At 65.0% G+C, this 19,400-nt stretch carries 20 protein-coding genes and 1 riboswitch; of the genes, 9 read left to right on the forward strand and 11 right to left on the reverse strand.

Features of this window, described 5'->3' with window-relative positions:
* Nucleotides 1-193 precede the first annotated feature (193 nt).
* Together AC2FLM_RS16440 and AC2FLM_RS16445 are read left to right on the forward strand one after the other, a co-directional pair.
* Entirely contained in the window at nucleotides 194-1,651 is a 1,458-nt protein-coding gene (locus AC2FLM_RS16440) for a DegQ family serine endoprotease (RefSeq protein WP_496859170.1), read from the forward strand.
* 67 nt (nucleotides 1,652-1,718) lie between these two features.
* Nucleotides 1,719-2,087, forward strand: a complete 369-nt coding sequence (locus AC2FLM_RS16445) for a DUF4440 domain-containing protein (protein WP_496859171.1) — start codon at nucleotides 1,719-1,721, stop codon at nucleotides 2,085-2,087.
* Nucleotides 2,088-2,297: 210 nt separating this feature from the next.
* Here AC2FLM_RS16445 and AC2FLM_RS16450 read toward each other — a convergent pair whose 3' ends face one another.
* The 5 genes from AC2FLM_RS16450 to AC2FLM_RS16470 all read right to left on the reverse strand — a co-directional run bounded on the left by AC2FLM_RS16450 (nucleotide 2,298) and on the right by AC2FLM_RS16470 (nucleotide 6,543).
* Nucleotides 2,298-2,966, reverse strand: a complete 669-nt coding sequence (locus tag AC2FLM_RS16450; RefSeq protein ID WP_234184093.1) for a Crp/Fnr family transcriptional regulator — start codon at nucleotides 2,964-2,966, stop codon at nucleotides 2,298-2,300.
* A gap of 76 nt (nucleotides 2,967-3,042) precedes the next feature.
* Nucleotides 3,043-3,654 (reverse strand): inner membrane-spanning protein YciB, encoded by a 612-nt coding sequence (locus tag AC2FLM_RS16455; protein WP_234144965.1) that lies wholly within the window; start codon nucleotides 3,652-3,654, stop codon nucleotides 3,043-3,045.
* A 19-nt stretch (nucleotides 3,655-3,673) separates the two neighbouring features.
* Nucleotides 3,674-4,576, reverse strand: coding sequence for an EamA family transporter (locus AC2FLM_RS16460; protein WP_496859172.1), 903 nt, complete (start codon nucleotides 4,574-4,576; stop codon nucleotides 3,674-3,676).
* Nucleotides 4,577-4,670: 94 nt separating this feature from the next.
* The gene (gene ftsY, locus AC2FLM_RS16465) at nucleotides 4,671-5,846 is read right to left on the reverse strand and encodes a signal recognition particle-docking protein FtsY (protein WP_496859173.1); all 1,176 of its coding nucleotides are present in this window, start codon (nucleotides 5,844-5,846) and stop codon (nucleotides 4,671-4,673) included.
* A 61-nt stretch (nucleotides 5,847-5,907) separates the two neighbouring features.
* Nucleotides 5,908-6,543: a lysoplasmalogenase family protein gene (locus AC2FLM_RS16470; RefSeq protein ID WP_496859174.1), complete on the reverse strand. Its 636-nt coding sequence runs from the start codon at nucleotides 6,541-6,543 to the stop codon at nucleotides 5,908-5,910.
* Nucleotides 6,544-6,655: 112 nt separating this feature from the next.
* Here AC2FLM_RS16470 and AC2FLM_RS16475 point away from each other — a divergent pair, with 112 nt between their 5' ends.
* Complete coding sequence (locus tag AC2FLM_RS16475) at nucleotides 6,656-7,654, forward strand: alkane 1-monooxygenase (RefSeq protein ID WP_496859175.1); 999 nt, start codon at nucleotides 6,656-6,658, stop codon at nucleotides 7,652-7,654.
* Nucleotides 7,655-7,687: 33 nt separating this feature from the next.
* On the forward strand, nucleotides 7,688-8,080 hold the full coding sequence (locus AC2FLM_RS16480) for a hypothetical protein (RefSeq protein WP_496859176.1): 393 nt from the start codon (nucleotides 7,688-7,690) through the stop codon (nucleotides 8,078-8,080).
* Between the two features lie 72 nt (nucleotides 8,081-8,152).
* Here the strand turns inward: AC2FLM_RS16480 and AC2FLM_RS16485 are convergent, their stop codons facing one another.
* The 3 genes from AC2FLM_RS16485 to AC2FLM_RS16495 form a co-directional block, all read right to left on the reverse strand.
* Nucleotides 8,153-8,794 carry a glutathione S-transferase family protein gene (locus AC2FLM_RS16485; RefSeq protein WP_496859177.1) on the reverse strand — a complete coding sequence of 214 codons (642 nt, stop codon included), beginning with the start codon at nucleotides 8,792-8,794 and terminating at the stop codon, nucleotides 8,153-8,155.
* Complete coding sequence (xseA, locus tag AC2FLM_RS16490) at nucleotides 8,794-10,278, reverse strand: exodeoxyribonuclease VII large subunit (RefSeq protein WP_496859178.1); 1,485 nt, start codon at nucleotides 10,276-10,278, stop codon at nucleotides 8,794-8,796. The genes AC2FLM_RS16485 and xseA overlap by 1 nt, the downstream gene beginning before the upstream one ends.
* Nucleotides 10,279-10,456: 178 nt before the next feature.
* Complete coding sequence (locus tag AC2FLM_RS16495; protein WP_496859179.1) at nucleotides 10,457-10,843, reverse strand: lysozyme inhibitor LprI family protein; 387 nt, start codon at nucleotides 10,841-10,843, stop codon at nucleotides 10,457-10,459.
* Between the two features lie 155 nt (nucleotides 10,844-10,998).
* Here AC2FLM_RS16495 and AC2FLM_RS16500 point away from each other — a divergent pair, with 155 nt between their 5' ends.
* The 3 genes from AC2FLM_RS16500 to AC2FLM_RS16510 all read left to right on the forward strand — a co-directional run bounded on the left by AC2FLM_RS16500 (nucleotide 10,999) and on the right by AC2FLM_RS16510 (nucleotide 14,939).
* The gene (locus tag AC2FLM_RS16500; protein ID WP_496859180.1) at nucleotides 10,999-12,798 is read left to right on the forward strand and encodes an adenylate/guanylate cyclase domain-containing protein; all 1,800 of its coding nucleotides are present in this window, start codon (nucleotides 10,999-11,001) and stop codon (nucleotides 12,796-12,798) included.
* 107 nt (nucleotides 12,799-12,905) lie between these two features.
* Nucleotides 12,906-14,168 (forward strand): phosphoribosylamine--glycine ligase, encoded by a 1,263-nt coding sequence (gene purD, locus AC2FLM_RS16505; RefSeq protein ID WP_496859181.1) that lies wholly within the window; start codon nucleotides 12,906-12,908, stop codon nucleotides 14,166-14,168.
* A 156-nt stretch (nucleotides 14,169-14,324) separates the two neighbouring features.
* A complete protein-coding gene (locus AC2FLM_RS16510) occupies nucleotides 14,325-14,939 on the forward strand; it encodes a LuxR C-terminal-related transcriptional regulator (protein ID WP_234137822.1) in 615 nt (204 codons plus the stop codon).
* Between the two features lie 7 nt (nucleotides 14,940-14,946).
* Here AC2FLM_RS16510 and AC2FLM_RS16515 read toward each other — a convergent pair whose 3' ends face one another.
* Entirely contained in the window at nucleotides 14,947-15,756 is an 810-nt protein-coding gene (locus tag AC2FLM_RS16515; protein WP_234219006.1) for an FG-GAP repeat domain-containing protein, read from the reverse strand.
* Between the two features lie 122 nt (nucleotides 15,757-15,878).
* Nucleotides 15,879-16,202, reverse strand: coding sequence for a 2Fe-2S iron-sulfur cluster-binding protein (locus AC2FLM_RS16520; protein ID WP_011047086.1), 324 nt, complete (start codon nucleotides 16,200-16,202; stop codon nucleotides 15,879-15,881).
* A 183-nt stretch (nucleotides 16,203-16,385) separates the two neighbouring features.
* Here AC2FLM_RS16520 and AC2FLM_RS16525 point away from each other — a divergent pair, with 183 nt between their 5' ends.
* Both AC2FLM_RS16525 and metZ read left to right on the forward strand, forming a co-directional pair.
* Nucleotides 16,386-16,913, forward strand: coding sequence for a peptidoglycan-binding domain-containing protein (locus tag AC2FLM_RS16525; RefSeq protein ID WP_234166921.1), 528 nt, complete (start codon nucleotides 16,386-16,388; stop codon nucleotides 16,911-16,913).
* A 167-nt stretch (nucleotides 16,914-17,080) separates the two neighbouring features.
* Nucleotides 17,081-17,158: riboswitch (SAM riboswitch) on the forward strand.
* Nucleotides 17,159-17,225: 67 nt separating this feature from the next.
* Nucleotides 17,226-18,416 (forward strand): O-succinylhomoserine sulfhydrylase, encoded by a 1,191-nt coding sequence (gene metZ, locus AC2FLM_RS16530; protein WP_496859182.1) that lies wholly within the window; start codon nucleotides 17,226-17,228, stop codon nucleotides 18,414-18,416.
* Between the two features lie 125 nt (nucleotides 18,417-18,541).
* Here metZ and AC2FLM_RS16535 read toward each other — a convergent pair whose 3' ends face one another.
* Nucleotides 18,542-19,327, reverse strand: a complete 786-nt coding sequence (locus AC2FLM_RS16535) for a HalD/BesD family halogenase (RefSeq protein ID WP_496859183.1) — start codon at nucleotides 19,325-19,327, stop codon at nucleotides 18,542-18,544.
* Between the last annotated feature and the right edge of the window lie 73 nt (nucleotides 19,328-19,400).

Below are 19,400 nucleotides of genomic sequence, written 5' to 3' on the forward strand. Positions count from 1 at the left end.
CCTTTTTTACTTGGCTCGGTGCCTGCCTCCTTTCATTTCCCCGCGATCCCGAGTTGCGGGCGGGGGCAAACTGACTACATTGTTGTCGAGACAGTGACCGGACAAGGCAGCGCCCCCGGTCGGCAGGTAGGTGACAAGGAGACCCCCAGTGCAGCCACAGGCACGCAGTATCGCCCGGACGCAGGATAGCAGGATGATCACCAACGCCCGGTTGTTGGCGATGGCGGGACTGAGCGTGCTGTTCCTGCTGCTCCAGACCCTCATCGCCCAGGCCCGGCCGGAAAGCCTGGCGCCGCTGGCGGACAAGGTCAGCCCGGCGGTGGTCAACATCACCACCTCGACCCTGGTCGAGGGCCCGACCGGCCCGCAGGGAATCGTGCCCGAAGGCTCGCCCTTCGAGGATTTCTTTCGCGAGTTCCAGGACCGCAACGGCGGTGGCGACCGGCCCCGGCGCAGCTCGGCGCTGGGCTCGGGTTTCGTGATCTCCGAGGACGGCTATATCGTCACCAACAACCATGTGATCGCCAAGGCCGACGAGATCCTGATCGAGTTCTTTCCCGGCGACGGCCAGCCGGCGCGCGAATTGCCGGCCAAGGTGGTGGGCACCGACGAAAATACCGATATCGCGCTGTTGAAGGTCGAGGCGGACGGGCCGCTGAAATATGTCAAGTTCGGCAATTCCGACACCGCCCGTGTGGGCGATTGGGTGATGGCGATGGGCAATCCGCTGGGACAGGGTTTCTCGGTTTCGGCCGGAATCGTGTCGGCCCGCAACCGGGCGCTCAGCGGCAGCTATGACGATTACATCCAGACCGACGCGGCGATCAACCGGGGCAATTCCGGCGGTCCGCTGTTCAACATGGATGGCGAAGTGATCGGGGTGAACACCGCGATCCTGTCGCCCAATGGCGGCTCGATCGGCATCGGTTTCTCGATGGCCTCGAACGTGGTCACCAAGGTGGTGGGCCAACTGCGCGAATATGGCGAGACCCGCCGCGGCTGGCTGGGCGTACGTATCCAGGATGTGACCGAGGACATGGCCGAGGCGATGGGGCTGGAAAAGACCGGCGGCGCGCTGATCAGCGATGTGCCGGACGGCCCCGCCAAGGAGGCCGGGCTCAAGGCCGGTGACGTCATCCTGAGCTTTGATGGGGCCGAGGTGCGTGACACCCGCGACCTGGTGCGCCGGGTGGGCGAAAGCGAGGTCGGCAAATCGGTGCGTGTGGTGGTGTTCCGCGACGGTGGCACCCAGACCGTGCTGGTGACCCTTGGCCGTCGCGAGGATGCCGAGCGCGCCGGTTCGGGAACCGAGGACGAGAACGATGGCGGCCAGTCCGAGCCGGAAGCCAGCAAGAAAGAGTTCCTGGGCCTGACGGTCAGCGTGCTGACGTCGGATATGCGAACCGAGCTGGGCCTTGCCGACGATGCGACCGGGCTTGCAATCATCGCGGTCGACGAAGCGTCGGAAGCCTTTGAAAAGGGATTGCGCACGGGCGATGTGATCACCGAGGCGGGGCAGCAGAAAGTGGCCACGCTGGCCGATCTGGAAACCCGTATCGACGAGGCGCGCGAGGCGGGCCGCAAGTCGCTGCTGCTGCTGGTGCGGCGCGGTGGCGAGCCGAGGTTTGTGGCCTTGAGCCTCGATCAGTGACACGCGCGAATACCGACAAAAAGGCGGCCGGTTTTCCCGGCCGCTTTTTATTTGGCGAGAGGACGTGATGGGAGATTTGCTCGAAACGCTTCTGGAATGTGAAACCCGGGTCTGGCAAGCGCTCGTCGCGGGTGATGCCGCGGCCGATATCGCGGCGCTCGATCCGGGTTTTCTGGGGGTCTATCCGGACGGCTTTGCCGGGCGCGACGCACATGCGGGGCAACTTGCCAATGGTCCGACGGTTGCACGGTTCACCCTGTCGCAGGCACGGGTGCTGGAACTGGCTCCGGGCTGTGCGGTGCTGAGCTATAGCGCACGGTACCGCCGGGTCGGGCGGAAGGCGGACGAAGAGATGTATGTCAGCTCGATCTGGCGGCGGGATGGCGAGGGCGGCTGGCGCAACCTGTTCAGCCAGGACACGCCCGCGGTCGGTTGAGGCGCCAGAGAAAAAGAGCCATGTGCGGGGGCACATGGCTCAAGTGAGGTAATAGAGGTCAGTATGGGACGGAACACTGGGGATGCTCCCCGACCTCAGGACGGTAACCACGGACAGGTATGATGGCAGTGACGATTCGGGTCTGTGACCCATGTCACAAGCGATGAAAATCCGGTGCCGGGGCCACGGTTCCCAGGCCGCGGGCGCGGGTCAGATCTGATCGGGATCGGCCAGCGCCCGCAGAGCATTCGGGTCGCGGATCGCAAGTGTCCCGCGCCCCACATCGATCACGCCCAACCGCTTCCAGGTGGCCAGGGTCTTGGAAATCGCCTCGCGCGTCGCGCCGACATATTCCGCCAGTTCCGCCTGCGACAGTCGCACCGTCGCCCCGCCCGCGTCGTGATGCGGTGCCAGGTGCAGTAGCTTGCGCGCCAGCCGGGTCGGAACAGGCAGAAACACCTGTTCGTTGAGTTGTCCGCCCATCCAGCGCATGCGCTGTCCGGCCAGCCGCACCATGTCGATGGCCAGTTCCGGATGCCGGTGAAGCTCGGCCATCACGTCGGCGCTGAGCACCCTGAGCACCCGCGACGGTTCTACCGCCGTCACCGTCGCGGTGCGCGGGCCGGGATCGAACAGCGCGATCTCGCCGAACACAGCGCCGGGGCCGACAAGATCGAGCGATAGCTTGCGCCCGTCTAGCGAGAGGATCGATATTTCCATCGAACCCGCCAGCACGGCATAAAGCGCGTCCCCCGGATCACCCTGCTTGAAGAGCCCCGCGCCGCGCTCAAGCCCGATCTCGGTGGCCTGGGCCGCCAGCATCTGTTTCAGCCTTGGCGAGGCGTCGGCCAGAAAGCCGGTATCGGGCAGGGATATCATGGCGTCGCGGACCTTTCACGGGCTTCAGGTCAATACCCTAAGCCGGGGATGAGCGACACTCAAGCGGCGCGGTGGATCAGCCCTGGTCCTGGTCGGGGTCGATCATATGGGCCTGCAACAGGCCGAATTGCAACATGATGAAGCCCATCAGCAGGATTGGAAAGCCGAAGGTCTCGATCTTGACCCAGAGATCGGTGGACATGTTGCGCCAGACAAGCTCGTTGGCCACCGCCAGTCCGGTGAACGCGCCGCATAGCCGACGGGTCAGGATCATCCAGCCTTCGTCGCGCATGGGCAGCACGTCACCCAATACATAGGCCAGATAGGAACGTCCCCGCATCAGCCCGATGCCCAGCAGGACCGCGAAGACGCCATAAACCAGCGTCGTCTTCATCTTGAAGAAGCGCTCGTCGTTGAACCAGGCCGTGAGCCCGCCGAAGAAGATCACCATGAAGGCGGTGAAGATCTGCATCCGGCTGAGCTTGCCCGTCAGTGCCCAGAGCACCCCCATCGCCGCCAGCAGGATGGGGATGAAGACCAGCGTTGCCACGATGAACCCCGAGTATTCGGCGCCGGCGATCTCGAAGGTCTTTTCCTTGAGCCTGAGGTAGATCAGGAAAAAGGCCACGGTCGGGCCCAGTTCCAGCACCTGCTTGATGATCGGGTTGATGTCCTTTTCCGCCGCCATGCCGTTCCTGTCCATTCCTTCAGCCTCCGAACTCAACTATCACCGCACCCGCCGCGATCAACCCCATCAGAGCGATCCGGCGCGGTCCAACCGTCTCTTTCAGCACCAGCCAGCCGATGAGCGCGGCAAACACGGTCGAGGTTTCGCGCAGCACCGCGGCCTCGCCCACCTTGTCGAGCCGCGTGGCCAGCATGATGGCGCCGAAGGAGAGAAAGGCGGTGATGCCCCCGGCAAAGCCGCGCAGGATCAGGGGACCGGGGGTGGGGCGGTGAATCATCGACCGCCAGCGCAGCCCGGCGATGACCGGAAACACCAGACCGTCGATGAAGAAGAACCAGGCCAGAAAAGTGAACGGGTCGGCGGTGGCCCGGATGCCATAGGCGTCATAGGTGGTGTAGAGCGCCACGAAGAGGCCGGTGATCGCCGCCAGACCCAGCGCGGGCATCAGCGTCTCGCGCGCGGTGTCGAGAAAGATCATGTTATAGACGGCAAGCCCGAAGATACCCGCCAGCAGGACACCGACGCCCAGCCATTGCAGGGCGGTGAAGGTCTCGCCAAAGAGCAGATAGGCACCAATCACGGTAAAGAGCGGCCCGGTGCCGCGCACCACCGGATAGACCACCGTATAGGCGCCCTTGGTATAGGCCATGGCCTGGAACAGCTTGTAGAAGACATGGATCAGCCAGGCGGTGGCGAAGATGGGCCACATATGCGGCTCGGGCCAAGGCACCACGAAGAAAGCAAAGGGCGCGGCCATCAGCGCATAGGCGCCGTCGATCGCACCCCGGCTGAGCCAGGGATCGTGGCGGCCCTTTTGCAACGCGCCAAAGACCGCGTGCAGGAAGGCCGCCATGAGTGCGAGACCCAGCGCAAGGTCGTGACCGGCGGCGGTGCCTTCGAGCGAGACGAGCCAGGTGCTCATGATCGCGGGGGAGTGTTTCGGGGCCAGCGCCGGGGGGCTGTCTGCCCCCCGGACCCCCCGAGAGTATTTCTGGCGAAATGAAGGGGGATGGGCGTCATGCCTGTGTGTCGAGCCCGGTCAGTGCAGCGGCGAACTCCTCGGGGTCGAAAGGGGCCAGATCGTCGATCTGTTCGCCCACCCCGATGGCGTGGATCGGCAGGCCGAAGCGGTCGGCCAGCGAGACGAGAATGCCGCCCTTGGCGGTGCCGTCGAGCTTGGTCATCACCAGGCCCGAGACATCGGCGAGTTTCTGGAAGGTCTCGACCTGGCTGATCGCGTTCTGGCCGGTGGTGGCGTCGAGCACCAGAAGCGTGTTGTGGGGGGCGGTGTCGTCCTTTTTGCGGATGACGCGGACGATCTTGGCCAGCTCCTCCATCAGGTCGGCGCGGTTTTGAAGGCGGCCCGCCGTGTCGATCAGCAGGAGGTCGGCGCCGTCGGCTTGGGCGCGGGTCATGGCGTCGAAGGCAAGCGAGGCGGGGTCGGAGCCTTCGGGCGCGGTCAGCACCGGCACGCCGGCGCGGTCGCCCCAGACCTGGAGCTGTTCAACAGCCGCAGCGCGGAACGTGTCGCCGGCGGCGATGACCACCTTCTTGCCCGCCGCCTTGAACTGGCTGGCGAGCTTGCCGATGGTGGTGGTCTTGCCGGAACCGTTGACGCCCACCACCAGCACCACTTGCGGGCGCCTGGGGTAGAGCGGCATCGGGCGTGCGACCGGTTCCATGATGCGGGTGATTTCCTGGGCCAGCAGTTCCTTGATTTCCTGCGTCGAGAGTTTGCGCCCGATCCGCCCCTCGGCCATGTTGGCGGTGACACGCAGGGCGGTATCGACGCCCATGTCGGCGGCGATCAGCAGCTCTTCGAGCTGTTCCAGCATGTCGTCGTCCAGCGTGCGGCGCACCACGGTCGCGCTGCCGGGACGGGCGAAGAGGCGGCCGAGCAGGCCGCGACCCGTGCCGGTTTCAGCGGGCGGGGTCGGGTCGATGGGCTGCGGCGCCTCGGGCGGCATCGGCGTCGGGGCGGGGTCAACCGGCTGCGGCTCTGGCATCTCGGGCGTGTCGGGCAGTTCCGGCACCGGTTGCGGTTCCGGGTCGGGCTGGGGGATCACCGGGTCGGGTTGAGCGGCGGTAACCGTCTCCTCGACCCCGCCATCCTCGACAATCGCGTCGAGCCCCTGTTCGATTTTCGAGGACGATTTGAACAGACGGTCCTTGAGTTTCGAGAAAAACGCCATGTCCGGCCCTCCGCTTGCGATCCTGTCTCACCTAATGCGGATTGGCGCCGGTTGCAAAGGGTCAGGTGAGCGCAAGGGCAAAGCCCATCTGCGCGCCCCAATAGAGCGGCCAGACCAGATAGGGGGTCAGGCGCAGGGCGGGGTGACCGGGCGGCAGCAGGAATTTCTCGGTCGCGAGGATCATGTCAGAGGCGATGAAGGCGGTCGCGGCAGGTAGAACCCAGGCCAGCATGCCCGCCTGCGGCAGGGTCAGCGCCGCCAGACCCATGCCGAGGATGATCGGGATATAGGCCAGCACCGGCCCCTTGAGGTCACCCGCACGGGCGCCGAGCAGGCGGGCCATCACAAGCCCCAGCACCGCGAGGCCCGCCACCAGTGGCCACTCTTCGGCAAGCCGCCCGGTCTCGCTGGTGGCATGGGTCAGGAACAGGGCGACATAGGCCAGGTGACCGGCGGCAAAGGCACCGACACCGGCCATGAAGGTGGCCTCGGTCTCGCGCGAGAGGAGCCAGTCGCCGAGCGCGCAGAGGGCCAGTGCCAGCACCAGCAGCGCAGGGCCACCCGCGACCAGCACCATCAGCGCAAGCAGCGCCACCGAGGCGGTCTTGACCGTGCTGCGCATCAGGCTGGCGGGGCGGGCGGTCAGCGCCAGATAGGTCAGGGCGCAGGCGGCGGCAAGAAACAGGGATTGGGTCAAGGGTTCCTCCGGGCTGGTGCTTCAGTTGACGCGGGGTGCGCGTGGCGAGCAAGGGGATTTCCGCCAACCTGACGCGATGTTAAGCAGAGGTGACGATCGAGAGAGAGCCTGCATGTACCGCTATATCCTTGCCAGCCTTTCTCCCTATGCGGTGCTTGGCACCGCCTGCCTGCTTGGGGGGGGCTGGGCCTGGGGGGCGCTGATCTGGATGACCGTCTATGTGGCGGTGATGGACAAGCTGCCGGTGCGGCCGCTGGCAGCGACTGACTGGGCGGGCGCGCAAGCCCTGCCGGTGGTGCTGGCGGGGGCGCATTTCGCGCTTTTGGCGCTGGCGATCCCGGCGCTGGCGCAGGGGGCGCTGAGCGGCGTGCAGGCGGTGGCTCTGGGTGTGGCGGTAGCGCTGTGTTTCGGGCAGGTGTCGAATTCGAACGCGCATGAACTGATCCACCGGGGGGACCGCTGGCAGCACTGGCTGGGAGCGGCGATCTATGTCAGCCTGCTGTTCGGTCACCACACCTCGGCCCATATGCGGGTGCATCACCTTTGGGTGGCGACCCCGCGCGACCCCAACTCGGCGCGGTTTGGGCAGGGGTTCTGGGCCTTTTTGCCGCGCGCCTGGATCGGGTCGTTCCGCGCCGGGCTGGCGGCCGAGCGGGCGCTGAGGAAGGGCCGGGGCGCGACCCCCTACCGGGCCTATCTTGCCGGGGCGGCGGCGATGCTGGCGGCTGCCTGGCTGTTGGCGGGCGGACGCGGGGTGATGGTGCTGCTGCTGTTGGCGGGCTATGCGCAGATACAGTTGCTGCTGGCCGATTACATCCAGCACTACGGGCTTCGGCGCGAAACGCTGGCCAATGGCAAATACGAACCGGCCCGCGCGCACCATTCCTGGAATGCGCCGCATTGGTACAGTTCGGCGATGATGCTGAACGCGCCCCGCCATTCCGATCACCACCAGTACCCGGCCCGCGATTTCGCGGCGCTGCGGCTGGACCCCGGGATGCCGCAATGGCCCTATGCGATGCCCATCATGGCGGTTCTGGCAACGGTGCCGCCGCTTTGGCGGCGGGTGATGGACCCGCGGGTTCACGCGGTTACAGAGAACTGTGAGTAGCCCCCGGCGGCGGCTTCTGCCAAACTTGAGCGCATGATGCGATTGGCCCTGATTCTCGCGATGCTGGCGCCGCCGGTGCTGGCGCAGCCTGTCATGTCGGCGGAGGAGTTCGACCGCTATACGCAGGGCAAGACACTGTTCTATGGCTTTGACGGCACCGCCTATGGTGTGGAGCGCTATCTTTCCGGGCGCAGGGTGATCTGGTCGTTTCTCGACGGCGAGTGCAAGGAAGGCGTCTGGTACGAGGCGGCGGGACAGATCTGTTTCGTTTACGAGGACAGGTCCGACCCGCAATGCTGGGTGTTTCGCGATACCGGCGGTGGGCTGGTGGCGCAGTTCGAGGGCGATCCGACCCAGACCGAACTCTACGAGGCCGACGAGATCGGCGAAGAGATGCTCTGCTACGGGCCGGATGTCGGGGTCTGAGGCCGGGCAGGGGGCGCTGCCCCCATCGCCTGCGGCGATTCCCCCGGAGTATTTTGGGCGAAATGAAGCGGCTCAGGTCACGCGAAGCTCTTCGTAAGAGATCATCACATGCTGGCGGAAGGCCGGACGCGCGCCGAGGCGTTGATAGTAGAGTTGCAGATGCGGCAGCGGCGCGCGGTCGATATCGATGTCGTAGTAGCGATAGAGGATATGTCCGAGCTGGATATCGGCCAGGGTGAAAGCGTCTCCGGCAATATGCGTGTGGCGCGAAAGCTGGGTGTCGGCGAGGGCGAGCTTTACCTCGAGTTCACGCACGGCCCGTTTGATCGCGTCGGGATCGCGCTCTTCGGGAGCGGTGCGGACCACGCGCCAGAAGACCGGCGTGGTGAAAGCCTGGGCCACGTTCAGCTTGGCCCATTCGGCCCATTGATCCACCCGCGCCCTCCGAAGCGGCTCGGCGGGCCAGAAGCTGTCCTTGCCATAGCGGGCGGCGAGATAGCGCAGGATCGCACCGGTTTCCCAGATCGGTGGGTTGGTGCCGTCCTGAAGTACCGGGATGGTGCGATTGGGATTGAGGCGGCCGAATTCCGGCGTGTCGAGTCCGCCATAGCGATGCCCGGCGTCGTGGCGGATATGGGGCAGGTTGAGTTCACCCACACACCACATCAGCGCCTGCACATTCGAGGAGGTCTTGCGGCCCCAGATCGTCAGCATCAGAACAGCGAGCCCTGTTCGGGCGGGGTCTGTTTCGGTTTGCTGGCGGCTCTTGCGGGGGCGGCGCCGGCGTCGAGCGTGCCATCGGCGAATTCGATCTGCAAGGCTGCGGCCTTGGCCGCCTCTGCGCGGGTGGTCAGCAGCGCGCCCTGATCGTCGCGCACGACGGCGTAGCCGCGCGCGAGCGTGGCCTTGTAGCCGAGCTGGATGCGTAGCCGGTCGGTGGCCTCCAGCTGCTGGCGCAGGCGGTCGACGCGGCTCGTGTGGGCGTTGTGCAGGCGGTCCGACAGGCGGGTCAGCCGGTCGCCCTGTGCCACGATCTCGCGGTCCAGCGCGCGCGGCGACAGGCGCGAGCCCAGATGGGCGAGCCGGTCGCGGCGGGCGGCGACCAGTGCGCGCAGGCTGGCGGGGCGCAGCGGTGCCGAAAGTTCGGTCAGGCGCAGGCGGCGGCGCTGGACCCCTGTCATCAGCGCACCGTCGAGCTTTTCCGCAACCCGGTCGAAACGCTGTCTGGGCTCTGACAGCAGGTTGTCCTTGCCAGGCAAGGCGCGCGACAGGTCGCGCAGGCGCTGGGCGCGCCTCTGCACCGCGTCAGAGGCTGCGCGCGACAGGCGGGCGCCCTGTTCGCCGGTCCAGGCCAGCAGTTCGAGGCGAACGGGGACGGCCATCTCGGCGGCGGCGGTCGGAGTGGGCGCGCGCCGGTCCGAGACGAAGTCGATCAGTGTGGTGTCGGTCTCGTGCCCCACGGCCGAGATCAGCGGGATCTGGCTGGCCGCTGCCGCGCGGGCGACGATTTCCTCGTTGAAACCCCACAGATCCTCGATCGAGCCACCGCCGCGCGCCACGATCAGCAGGTCGGGCCGGGGCAGCGCGCCGCCCGGGGTGAGCTGGTTGAACCCGTCGATCGCGCGGGCCACCTCTGGGGCGCAATTGGCGCCCTGCACGGCCACCGGCCAGATCAGCACCTTGCGCGGAAACCGGTCGCGCAGGCGGTGCAGGATATCGCGGATCACCGCCCCCTGAGGCGAGGTGATCACCCCGATGATCTGCGGCAGATAGGGCAGCGGCCGCTTGCGTTCGGGCGCGAACAGTCCCTCGGCCTCAAGCTGTTTCTTGCGTTTTTCCAGCAGCGCCATCAGCGCGCCCTGGCCGGCGACCGCCACCTCGTCGACGTTGAGATTGTATTTCGACTGGGCTCCAAAGGCGGTCAGGCGGCCGGTCACCACGACCTCCAACCCCTCTTCGGGCACCACGGACAGGCTCGCGACCTGACCCTTCCAGGTGGTACAGGCCAGCACGTTTCGGTCGTCCTTGATGTCGTAGTAAAGATGCCCCGACCGGGCCTGAAAAACCCGCCCGACCTCGCCCCGTACCCGGATGCGGCCAAAGCTGCCCTCAAGCGTACGCTTCACCTCGCCCGAGATCTCGGAGACGGTGAATTCGGGCATGTTCTGGCCCGGTTGGGGGTCGTCGAGGAGATCCATGTCTGTGTCCTGATTTGCCTGTCGCGCCAGATTAGACTTGTCGGCGGAGAAGGCCAAGCAGGTCGCGCGAAGGCTGCGTTTTAACCGTTTTGTACATCGGTTGGGGGTGGCGGCGGGGCGATATCGGAAGGATCGGAGGTGGGCAGACTGCCCACCCTGCGGGGTCTGTCCTCTGGCGTTATTGAGTGTGGCGCATCAGATCCTTGGCGCGGTCGCGGCCCATTTCAATGCGACAGGAATTGATCCCGATGCCGGTGCCCGACCCACCACCGAACGTTGCGCCGACATATTCGCAATGGGCATCGCGATAGGCTGCCCAAGCGTCTTGCGACGAGGTCAGCGCCGGGGCGGCAACCTTGCGGCCGGTGACCTCGTCCAGCTCTTGCGCGGCGGCCATGGCAAAGCCGAGATAGAGCGCGACTGTCGCATCGACCCGGTCCAGCGTATCGGACACGCAGGCGGCGATCTCGACCTGGCTGCTTCCACCGCATTCAGAGGCGGGATCGGCGAGTGCAGCGAGGGGCGTGCAGAAGAAGAACGTAAGGATCGCGACCGTCTTGTTCATGGTGAACCTCTTTTGAGCCTATGGGTAGTAGAGTACCGAAAACCTTCGCCTGTGTCTTGGAGGACGTGCAGCATCCCGGTCGCGGTGACTGGCGGGAGTCTTGCCGTGGGAGAATAGGGCTTTGAATGCCAAGCCGGTCAAATGTACCATTCGATGTGGATTTCACGCTTGATGGGAACGAAGGCTTTCAGGTGTCACGCCGGCTTGCAGCAATCTTCGCCGCCGATATGGTCGGGTATTCGCGGTTGATGGCGACAGACGAGGCCGGGACGATTGCCCGGTTGAAGGACATGCGCCGGGATGTTCTTGACCCCGCGATTCTGCGGGGGGGTGGCGAGATCGTAAAGCTGATCGGGGACGGGTTGCTGGTCCTTTTCACGAGTGTCGTTGAGGCTGTCGAGACCGCAGCGCTGATTCAAGACACCCTTGGCAGGATCGAAACCGGTAGCTTGGAGGGGCGCATTCGCTACCGCATCGGTATTCATGTCGGGGATGTCGTCGTCGATGATGGAGAGATCTACGGTGACGGGGTGAATATTGCGGCGCGCCTCGAGGCACAGGCCGAGCCCGGCGGTATCGTTGTTTCGGCGGATGTTCAAAGTCAGGTCCGGGGCAAGGTCGGGCTTTCGTTTGTCGATCTGGGCGAACTGAGTCTGAAGAACATACCGTCGCCGGTACATGCCTATGCCATCGACCTGGAAGGCACTGCGCCGTTCGTTCAGGCGCAAGCGCCCGGTCCGGCCCAGAGGAAACCCTCGATCGCGGTTCTCGCGTTCCAGAACATGTCCGCCGACCCGGAGCAGGAGTACTTTTGCGACGGGGTCTGCGAGGATATCATCACCGAGCTGTCGCGGTTCCCAGACTTGTTCGTGATAGCCCGCAATTCTTCCTTTTCCTACAAGGGCCGGCCCGTCACGCATAGCGAAGTGGCCCGGGATCTCGGTGTACGGTACATGCTGGAGGGCAGCTTGCGCCGCGCGGCTAATCGTGTGCGCATCACGGCCCAGCTGATTGATTGCGAAACCGGGGTTCATGTCTGGGCGGAGCGCTATGACCGCGATATCGAGGACGTTTTCGAGCTGCAGGACGAAATCACCAGCAGCGTCGTCGGCGCGATCGCACCGCAGATCACCAAGGCCGAACTGGAGCGCGCGGGGCGCGCGCGGGGTATCGACATCAGTTCCTACGATCTGGCGCTAAAGGCACAGGCAACGTTCCACGAAGGTGCCTTTTCCGACAGTGAGGGTCATGATAAGGTTCTGGAGCTTACCCGGCGGGCGCTGGAACTTGATCCGCGCAACACGCAAGCGCTTTGGATCCAGGCCTATGTCTATAAAATACGGTACCTTTACCAGTTTGGTGAAGCGCCCGAGGAATCGTTGGGACATGCTGAGGCCGCAGCGGATCGGCTGTTCCAGAACAACAGGTCCGATCCGCGAGCACTGTCGGTCCGGGGTATGATCCGCCATTTCCGACATGACTATGATGCGGCCACCGCCGATTTCAGACGTGCCTTTGAACTCAACCCGAATTTTGCGCTGAACCTCTTCTTCATGGCCTGGCACGAGTCGCTGGTCGGGCGCACCGAAGATGCGCGGGAACACGCGTTGCTGGCGCTACGGCTTTCGCCGAGGGATGCCGATATCTGGGTCGGAGACGCATACCTGGCACTGGCCCAGGCCAGTTTTGCCGAAGGTGATTTCATCGAGGCCCGCAGGTGGGGCGAACGGGCGATCGATATGACGCCACGTGCCCCGATCCGGCGGGCCCTGATGATTGCCGCAGCGGCCCATCTAGGTCTTCTGGAGCAGGCGCGCCCTCATACAGAAGCGCTGGCGGATTTCGCACCTACCTTCCTGGACAGTTTGGTGTCGGGCCGCCTGACGCTCTATCGTCTTCCCGAACACAATGCGCTGCTGGTGGAGGGGCTGAAGAAATCGGGGCAGCGTTGCTAAACGGGGCCTGTCTTGTTTCGCCTGGGTGCAGGGTGTGACGGTGTCGCCCTTGCAGGGGGCGGTTCCGGGGGGTAGACCGCGCGCGACGGCAATGCGTGGAGATCCCGATGAACATCCTCATTCTCGGCAGCGGCGGGCGTGAACATGCGCTGGCCTGGGCGGTGATGCAGAACCCCAAATGCGACAAGCTGATCGTGGCGCCGGGCAATGCGGGGATCGCGCAGATCGCGGAATGCGCGGGTCTCGACATCATGGATGGCGGGCTGGTGGCGACATTTGCCGAAGAGAACGCCATCGACTTTGTCATCGTGGGCCCCGAGGCGCCCTTGGCCGCGGGCGTGGCCGACCGGCTGCGCGAGGCCGGTTTCCTGGTCTTTGGCCCGTCCGAGGCGGCGGCGCGGCTGGAGGCGTCGAAAAGCTTTACCAAGGAGATCTGCGATACGGCGGGAGCGCCCACGGCAGGCTATGCGCGGTTTACCGAGGCAGGGCCTGCCAAGGATTACATCCGGGCGCAGGGCGCGCCCATCGTGATCAAGGCAGACGGGCTGGCCGCTGGCAAGGGTGTGATCGTGGCAATGGACGAGGCGACCGCGCTGGATGCCATCGACGACATGCTGGGCGGTGTCTTTGGCGGCGCCGGGGCAGAGGTGGTGATCGAGGAATTCATGGAAGGTGAAGAAGCCTCGCTTTTCGTGCTGGTGGACGGCGAGACCGTGCTGTCGATCGGCACCGCGCAGGACCACAAGCGGGTGGGCGAAGGCGATACCGGCCCCAATACCGGCGGCATGGGCGCCTATTCCCCGGCGCCGGTGCTGAGCGCCGAGGTCGAGGCGCGCGCGATGGACGAGATCGTGCGCCCCACCATGGCCGAGATGGCGCGGCGCGGCATGCCGTTCCAGGGCGTGCTCTATGCCGGGCTGATGATCAAGGACGGCGCGCCGCGTCTGGTGGAATACAATGTCCGCTTCGGCGACCCGGAATGCCAGGTGCTGATGCTGCGGCTGGGCGCGCAGGCGATGGACCTGATGCATGCCGCCGCCGAGGGTCGTCTGGGCGAAGCGCGGGTGAACTGGGGCGACGATCACGCGATCACCGTGGTGATGGCGGCCAACGGTTATCCTGGTTCCTATGAGAAAGGCAGCGAGATCAGGGGCCTGGATGCGCTTCCCGAAGATAGTCGCAACATGGTGTTCCATGCGGGTACCGCCGAACGCGAGGGCGCGATCGTCGCGACAGGCGGCCGGGTGTTGAATGTCACGGCGCGGGGCGACAGCCTGCAAGAGGCGCGCGAGCGGGCCTATGCCATGGTCGAGGCGATCGACTGGCCGGGTGGGTTCTATCGCCGCGATATCGGCTGGCGCGCACTCTGACCGGGCAAGGGGGCGCTGCCCCCGCCGACAAAATTCGCCGAATTTTGTCGGCCCCCCGGGAGTATTTGAGGTGAAATGAAGGGGGAGCGGTGCGGCCCGGAGAGAGGTTTTCATTCGTCTTGGTCACGCGATATGATCGGGTCAGGGAGGAACGGCATGCCGGGACCGGTCGACAAGGATCTGTTGGACAACGCCTATGCCACGCGCGAATTGCGCGGGCTGGCCTTTGACTGGGTGCCGGTCGGGATCGTGGTGACCGAAGCGCGGGTGATCCGCGAGGTCAATCACCGCTTCTGTTCCATGTTCGGCTATGCGCGCGAGGAGTTGCTGGACCGGTTGTTTGTGTTCCTCTACCCCTCGGATGAGGAGTTCCAGAATATCCTGCATCGCGGCGACAAGGATCTGGGCGAGGGCAATCTCTATTGGGACGAGCGGGTGATGCGGCGGCGCGACGGTGAGTTGTTCTGGTGTCGGGTGCGCGGCCAGACCTTTACCCCCGAAGAACCGCTGGCCCGCGCGGTCTGGACCTTTGCCGACCTCTCCGAGATCCGCCGTTATCAGCCGCTGAGCCGGCGCGAGCGCGAGGTCTATTCGCTGTTGGGCGAGGGAAAGACCAGCAAGGAGATCGCGCGCGAGCTGGACCTGAGCTATCGCACGGTCGAGGTGCACCGGGCGCGGCTCTTGAAGAAGTTCGGGGTCAGCAATACCGCCGCCCTGTTCCAGTCACTGGGCGATATCGGCGGAGAACATGTGGTGCCATCTGCCGGGTGAGGGGTGGTCAGAGGGGCTTACAGGCGAGTTCGGCAGCAATCGCGTTAGTTGAAAAGCGGCCAAGCGCCCGGCTTTGCCAGCCCTCGTCATGGCGCAGGGCGATGATCTGGCGCCAGTCGGCGCTGGCCAGCACGATTTCGGGGCCACTGCCGCAGTCGCGCAGGCCACCGGTGATGAACTCCTCGCCGATGCGGTGATTGGTCAGGCCGGGCAGGGCGGCGATCTCGGTCAGGGTACCGTCGCGGTAGCGCCAGATGCGAAGGACCTTGGCCAGGTGCGGGCGATCGACATAGGCGATCTCTATATATCCGTCACCGTCCAGATCGGCGGCGCCCAACACAGCCAGCCAGCGGTTTCGGGTGCCGATGGGGGGTGTCGCGGCCAAGAGGCGGGCGCGGCGGTCATAGACCTCGAGCCTTGCGCCATCGGTGACGGTGCTGCGCACGGCGATCACCTCGGGCAGGCCGTCTCCGTCGAGATCGGCCAGATGCGGCGCGATATCCTCAAACACCGCGCCGTCGGGCAGGGTGGTTTCAGCGGGACAGGTGATGCGGGGATCGCCGGGGCTCGAGAGATGGATGGTCAGCGCCTTGGCATCTCTGAGCCGACCCAATACGCCATGGCCGTATTCGTCGGTTTCAACCGCATAGGCGGCATGCAACTGAAGCTGCGCGTCGCGCGCCGCCCAGTCCTCGTGCCTTCCCGAAGCGGTACGGTTGGAGAAGCTTGCCTCGGCCGCGCGCCCCGGCAGACCCCGTTCGGGATAGCGCGCCTCGCAGGTCCAGGCGCTGGCTGGGGCCAGCCACAGGCACGCCATCAGAGCCGCGCCGCGGGACGCAGAGTGCAAGAGGCGCAACGGTGGACGCGGCGCCTTGTCCGGGCTGCGTGCGACGCCAGCGGAAAAAATGGTTTCCGCGAGCGCAGACATCGCCCCCGGCATCAGATCTGCTTTTCGGGCATCTGCACGACAAGGCCATCCAGCGCATCGGTGACCTTCAACTGGCAGGTCAGGCGCGAGCGGGCCGGATCGGGCTCGTAGGCGAAATCGAGCATGTCTTCTTCCATGTCGTCCTTGGCGGGGAGCTTCTCGACCCAGTCAGGATGGATGTAGACATGGCAGGTGGAACAGGCGCAAGCGCCGCCGCAATCGGCCTCGATCCCGGGGATGTTGTTGTCGCGGGCGCCTTCCATCACGGTCAGCCCGTTGGCGACCTCGACCGTGTGCTGGGTGCCGTTATGCTCGATATAGGTGATCTTTGCCATGGCTCGGATGTTCCTTTGTAACGTTGCGCTGACTCCAATAGCCAAGCCATTTAGGTCTGGCCAGCCCGTTTTGCCAGCCGGTGCGCTGTCAGCCGCTTTTGCGGCGTCCCACCCCCGGTCCTCGAGGCTTTGCGCGGGGGGCAAGATGGGGTAAGGTGCGGCAAAAGCCCCAGAGGCCCGAGCATGACGTCACGAACCGCCCTTTTCTGTGCGCTGGCCTTTCTTGGCCTGAGCGCATGCAACGCCGGACTGCCGGATGTGGATGCGCTCCGCGAGCCGGAAGTTTCGCGCTTTACCGCCGAAGCGCCACCGGGGGCTGCGCCTGGCACCTGCTGGGGCAAACAGGTGACACCTGCGATCATCGAAACGGTGACCCATCAGGTGATGTTGCAACCGGCCGAAGTGCAGAGCGATGGCAGCGTGCTGCGGCCCGCGGTGTACAAGACCGAGACCCGGCAAGAGATCGTGCGAGAGCGCAAGGAAACCTGGTTCGAAACACTTTGCGCCGAGGAAATGACTCCGGAATTCATAGCCTCGGTGCAAAGGGCGCTGGCGGTGCGCGGCCTCTATCGTGGCGCACCAAGTGGTGAGATGGATGCCCGGACCCGCGCCGCGGTGCGCCGGTATCAGAAACCGCAGGGGTTGGACAGCGGTATCCTCTCGCGCGCTGCCGCGCGCGAACTGGGATTGGTGGCGGTCGAGCGTGCCTAGGCGGAGCCGGTTTTCGAAGGAAAACCGGCTCGGAAAACGGCTCGTTTTCCGATTCGGAATTCTTGCAGAATTCCGCCAACCGCTTCGAGGAGCGGGGGCGATGATTGCCTTGCGATCCGATGCGCGCGGGCTTGACGCAACTGCTTCACGGGTCTAAAGCCCCTTTTCAGGAACCACGTGGCGATTTGTTACCGGATTGCGGGCCACGCTAAACATCACCGCTAAAAGGTCAGGATGAAAGACCCCCTTTCGCTTGACCCGCGATTGGGGTTTTTCTTTGCCCTTCTGGTTCCGGGGCCGAAAGGAACGGATATGAGCACGGATTGGAGCAAGCGCACACAGGCGGTCCATGGCGGCACCCGCCGCAGCCAATGGGGCGAGGTGAGCGAGGCGATCTTTCTGACGCAGGGCTTTGTCTACGAGACCGCCGAACAGGCCGAGGCGCGGTTTATCGACTGCGGGCCGGATGAGTTCATCTATGCCCGCTATGGCAACCCGACCGTGGCGATGTTCGAAGAGCGCATCGCGGCGCTCGAGGGCGGCGAGGATGCCTTTGCCACCGCCTCGGGCATGGCTGCGGTCAATGGCGCGCTGGTGTCGATGCTGAAGGCGGGCGACCATGTGGTGTCGGCCAAGGCGCTGTTTGGCTCGTGCCTCTATATCCTTGAGAACATCCTGACCCGCTACGGGGTCGAGGTGACATTCGTCGACGGCACCGATCTGGAGCAATGGCGCGCGGCGGTACGGCCCGGCACCAAGGCGGTGTTCTTTGAGAGCATGTCGAACCCGACGCTGGAAGTGATCGACATTGCTGCGGTGTCCGAAATCGCCCATTCGGTGGGCGCCAAGGTGGTGGTGGACAACGTGTTCTCGACCCCGATCTTTTCGCGCGCCATCGAACAGGGCGCCGATGTGGTGGTCTATTCGGCGACCAAGCATATCGACGGTCAGGGCCGCGTGCTGGGCGGTGTGATCATCGGCAGCCGCGAGTTCATCCGGGGCACGGTCGAACCCTATCTGAAACATACCGGCGGCGCGTTGAGCCCGTTCAACGCCTGGATCATGCTCAAGGGGATCGAGACCATGGCGCTGCGCGTGAATGCGCAGGCCGAGACCGCGCAGAAGCTGGCCGAGGCGCTGGAGGGGCATCCGGCGCTGGCGCGCACGCTTTATCCCGGGCTGAAGAGCCATGCGCAGAACGCGCTGGTGCAGACGCAACTGGGCGGCAAGGGCGGCACGGTTCTGTCGCTGGATATCGAGGGCGGCAAAGAGGCTGCCTTCCGCTTCCTGAACGCGCTGACGATCCCGGTGATCTCGAACAACCTGGGTGATGCGAAATCCATCGCCACGCATCCGGCGACCACCACCCACCAGCGGCTGAGCGAGGAGCAGCGCGCGGCGCTGGGCATCACGCCCGGGCTGATCCGGTTCTCGGTCGGGCTGGAGGATGCGGGCGATCTGCTGGCGGATTTGCAGCAGGCGCTGGAGGCATCCCGGGGCTGAGGCGTGCCCGAGAGGATCGGGGCCTTGTCCGGGTGGGAAGTGGGAGCGCTGCCACGGGTGCAAAAATTCGTAGAATTTTGTCACCTCTCCCGGCGTATCGTTGGAAAGAGGACAGGCGGGGCGCTCTAGCGCGACCGCCCGTAAAAGCCGATCCGTTCGGCCTCGGAAAAGGTCACTCCGGGGCGTTCGTAGTATGAAAACACCGCGATGACACGGGCACGTGCGCCCTCGACCGGGGTGACGCGGTGGGCGGTGTTGCGGCCCCGGAACACGGAGAGCGTGCCGGGGCTGAGTGTGACGATCTGGCTCTCGGGGTCCTCCCCGGCCAGCAGCCGGGCAACGCCGTCGTAATTGGGGTCGGTGTCGCTGCGCAGGTCGGTGCGGTATTCAAAACCGCCTCCGGCCTCAGGCGCCTGCAACAACAGCGTTGTTGTAAATTCGGACCGGTCGAAATGCCAGTTGAGTGCCTGACCCGCGCCATAGGCCATGACATTTACCCGCGCCAGCGGATCATCCATCACATGCAATTCGGGCTTGTCCAGTGCTGCGGCCAGAAACCGGGCGAATTCCGGCCAATCATACAGGCGCAACAGGGGGGATCCCGCGATCTGGTCGGCGCACAAGGTTCGGTTGGCGGTCCTGAGCTGCCGCAGCGCGGGGTGATCCCGGGGCAAATCCTCGACAGGGTTGAAATAGATGTTGTGCATGCGTTCGTGCAGGAAGGCGTCGCTGGCAAACCGCGGGATCATCGCCTCGACCATGCTAGCGGCAACATCGCCTGGTATCAGGCCGTCAAGGTCGAACATGCCCCTGGTGACAAGGTCGGCGCGGCAGCGTTCCACCAGCGCCTGCCAGTCAGAGCTGCCGGGCCGGTCCAGCGGATAGCGATCTAGATCGATAATATCCTGCATTGCTTTCCTCCCCGCGGGTTTGACCCAATCTGATGGTATTCAGGCGCGCGTCTACCAAAAAAAACTGCCCTGC

Source organism: Ruegeria sp. SAZD011, assembly GCF_059612545.1.

Coding starts and splice junctions, on each gene's coding strand:
- AC2FLM_RS16440 (WP_496859170.1), top strand. CDS start 194: ATGATCACCAACGCCCGGTTGTTGGCGATGGCGGGACTGAGCGTGCTG.
- AC2FLM_RS16445 (WP_496859171.1), top strand. CDS start 1,719: ATGGGAGATTTGCTCGAAACGCTTCTGGAATGTGAAACCCGGGTCTGG.
- AC2FLM_RS16450 (WP_234184093.1), bottom strand. CDS start 2,966: ATGATATCCCTGCCCGATACCGGCTTTCTGGCCGACGCCTCGCCAAGG.
- AC2FLM_RS16455 (WP_234144965.1), bottom strand. CDS start 3,654: ATGGCGGCGGAAAAGGACATCAACCCGATCATCAAGCAGGTGCTGGAA.
- AC2FLM_RS16460 (WP_496859172.1), bottom strand. CDS start 4,576: ATGAGCACCTGGCTCGTCTCGCTCGAAGGCACCGCCGCCGGTCACGAC.
- ftsY (WP_496859173.1), bottom strand. CDS start 5,846: ATGGCGTTTTTCTCGAAACTCAAGGACCGTCTGTTCAAATCGTCCTCG.
- AC2FLM_RS16475 (WP_496859175.1), top strand. CDS start 6,656: ATGTACCGCTATATCCTTGCCAGCCTTTCTCCCTATGCGGTGCTTGGC.
- AC2FLM_RS16480 (WP_496859176.1), top strand. CDS start 7,688: ATGATGCGATTGGCCCTGATTCTCGCGATGCTGGCGCCGCCGGTGCTG.
- AC2FLM_RS16485 (WP_496859177.1), bottom strand. CDS start 8,794: ATGCTGACGATCTGGGGCCGCAAGACCTCCTCGAATGTGCAGGCGCTG.
- xseA (WP_496859178.1), bottom strand. CDS start 10,278: ATGGATCTCCTCGACGACCCCCAACCGGGCCAGAACATGCCCGAATTC.
- AC2FLM_RS16495 (WP_496859179.1), bottom strand. CDS start 10,843: ATGAACAAGACGGTCGCGATCCTTACGTTCTTCTTCTGCACGCCCCTC.
- purD (WP_496859181.1), top strand. CDS start 12,906: ATGAACATCCTCATTCTCGGCAGCGGCGGGCGTGAACATGCGCTGGCC.
- AC2FLM_RS16510 (WP_234137822.1), top strand. CDS start 14,325: ATGCCGGGACCGGTCGACAAGGATCTGTTGGACAACGCCTATGCCACG.
- AC2FLM_RS16515 (WP_234219006.1), bottom strand. CDS start 15,756: ATGGCGTGCCTGTGGCTGGCCCCAGCCAGCGCCTGGACCTGCGAGGCG.
- AC2FLM_RS16520 (WP_011047086.1), bottom strand. CDS start 16,202: ATGGCAAAGATCACCTATATCGAGCATAACGGCACCCAGCACACGGTC.
- AC2FLM_RS16525 (WP_234166921.1), top strand. CDS start 16,386: ATGACGTCACGAACCGCCCTTTTCTGTGCGCTGGCCTTTCTTGGCCTG.
- metZ (WP_496859182.1), top strand. CDS start 17,226: ATGAGCACGGATTGGAGCAAGCGCACACAGGCGGTCCATGGCGGCACC.
- AC2FLM_RS16535 (WP_496859183.1), bottom strand. CDS start 19,327: ATGCAGGATATTATCGATCTAGATCGCTATCCGCTGGACCGGCCCGGC.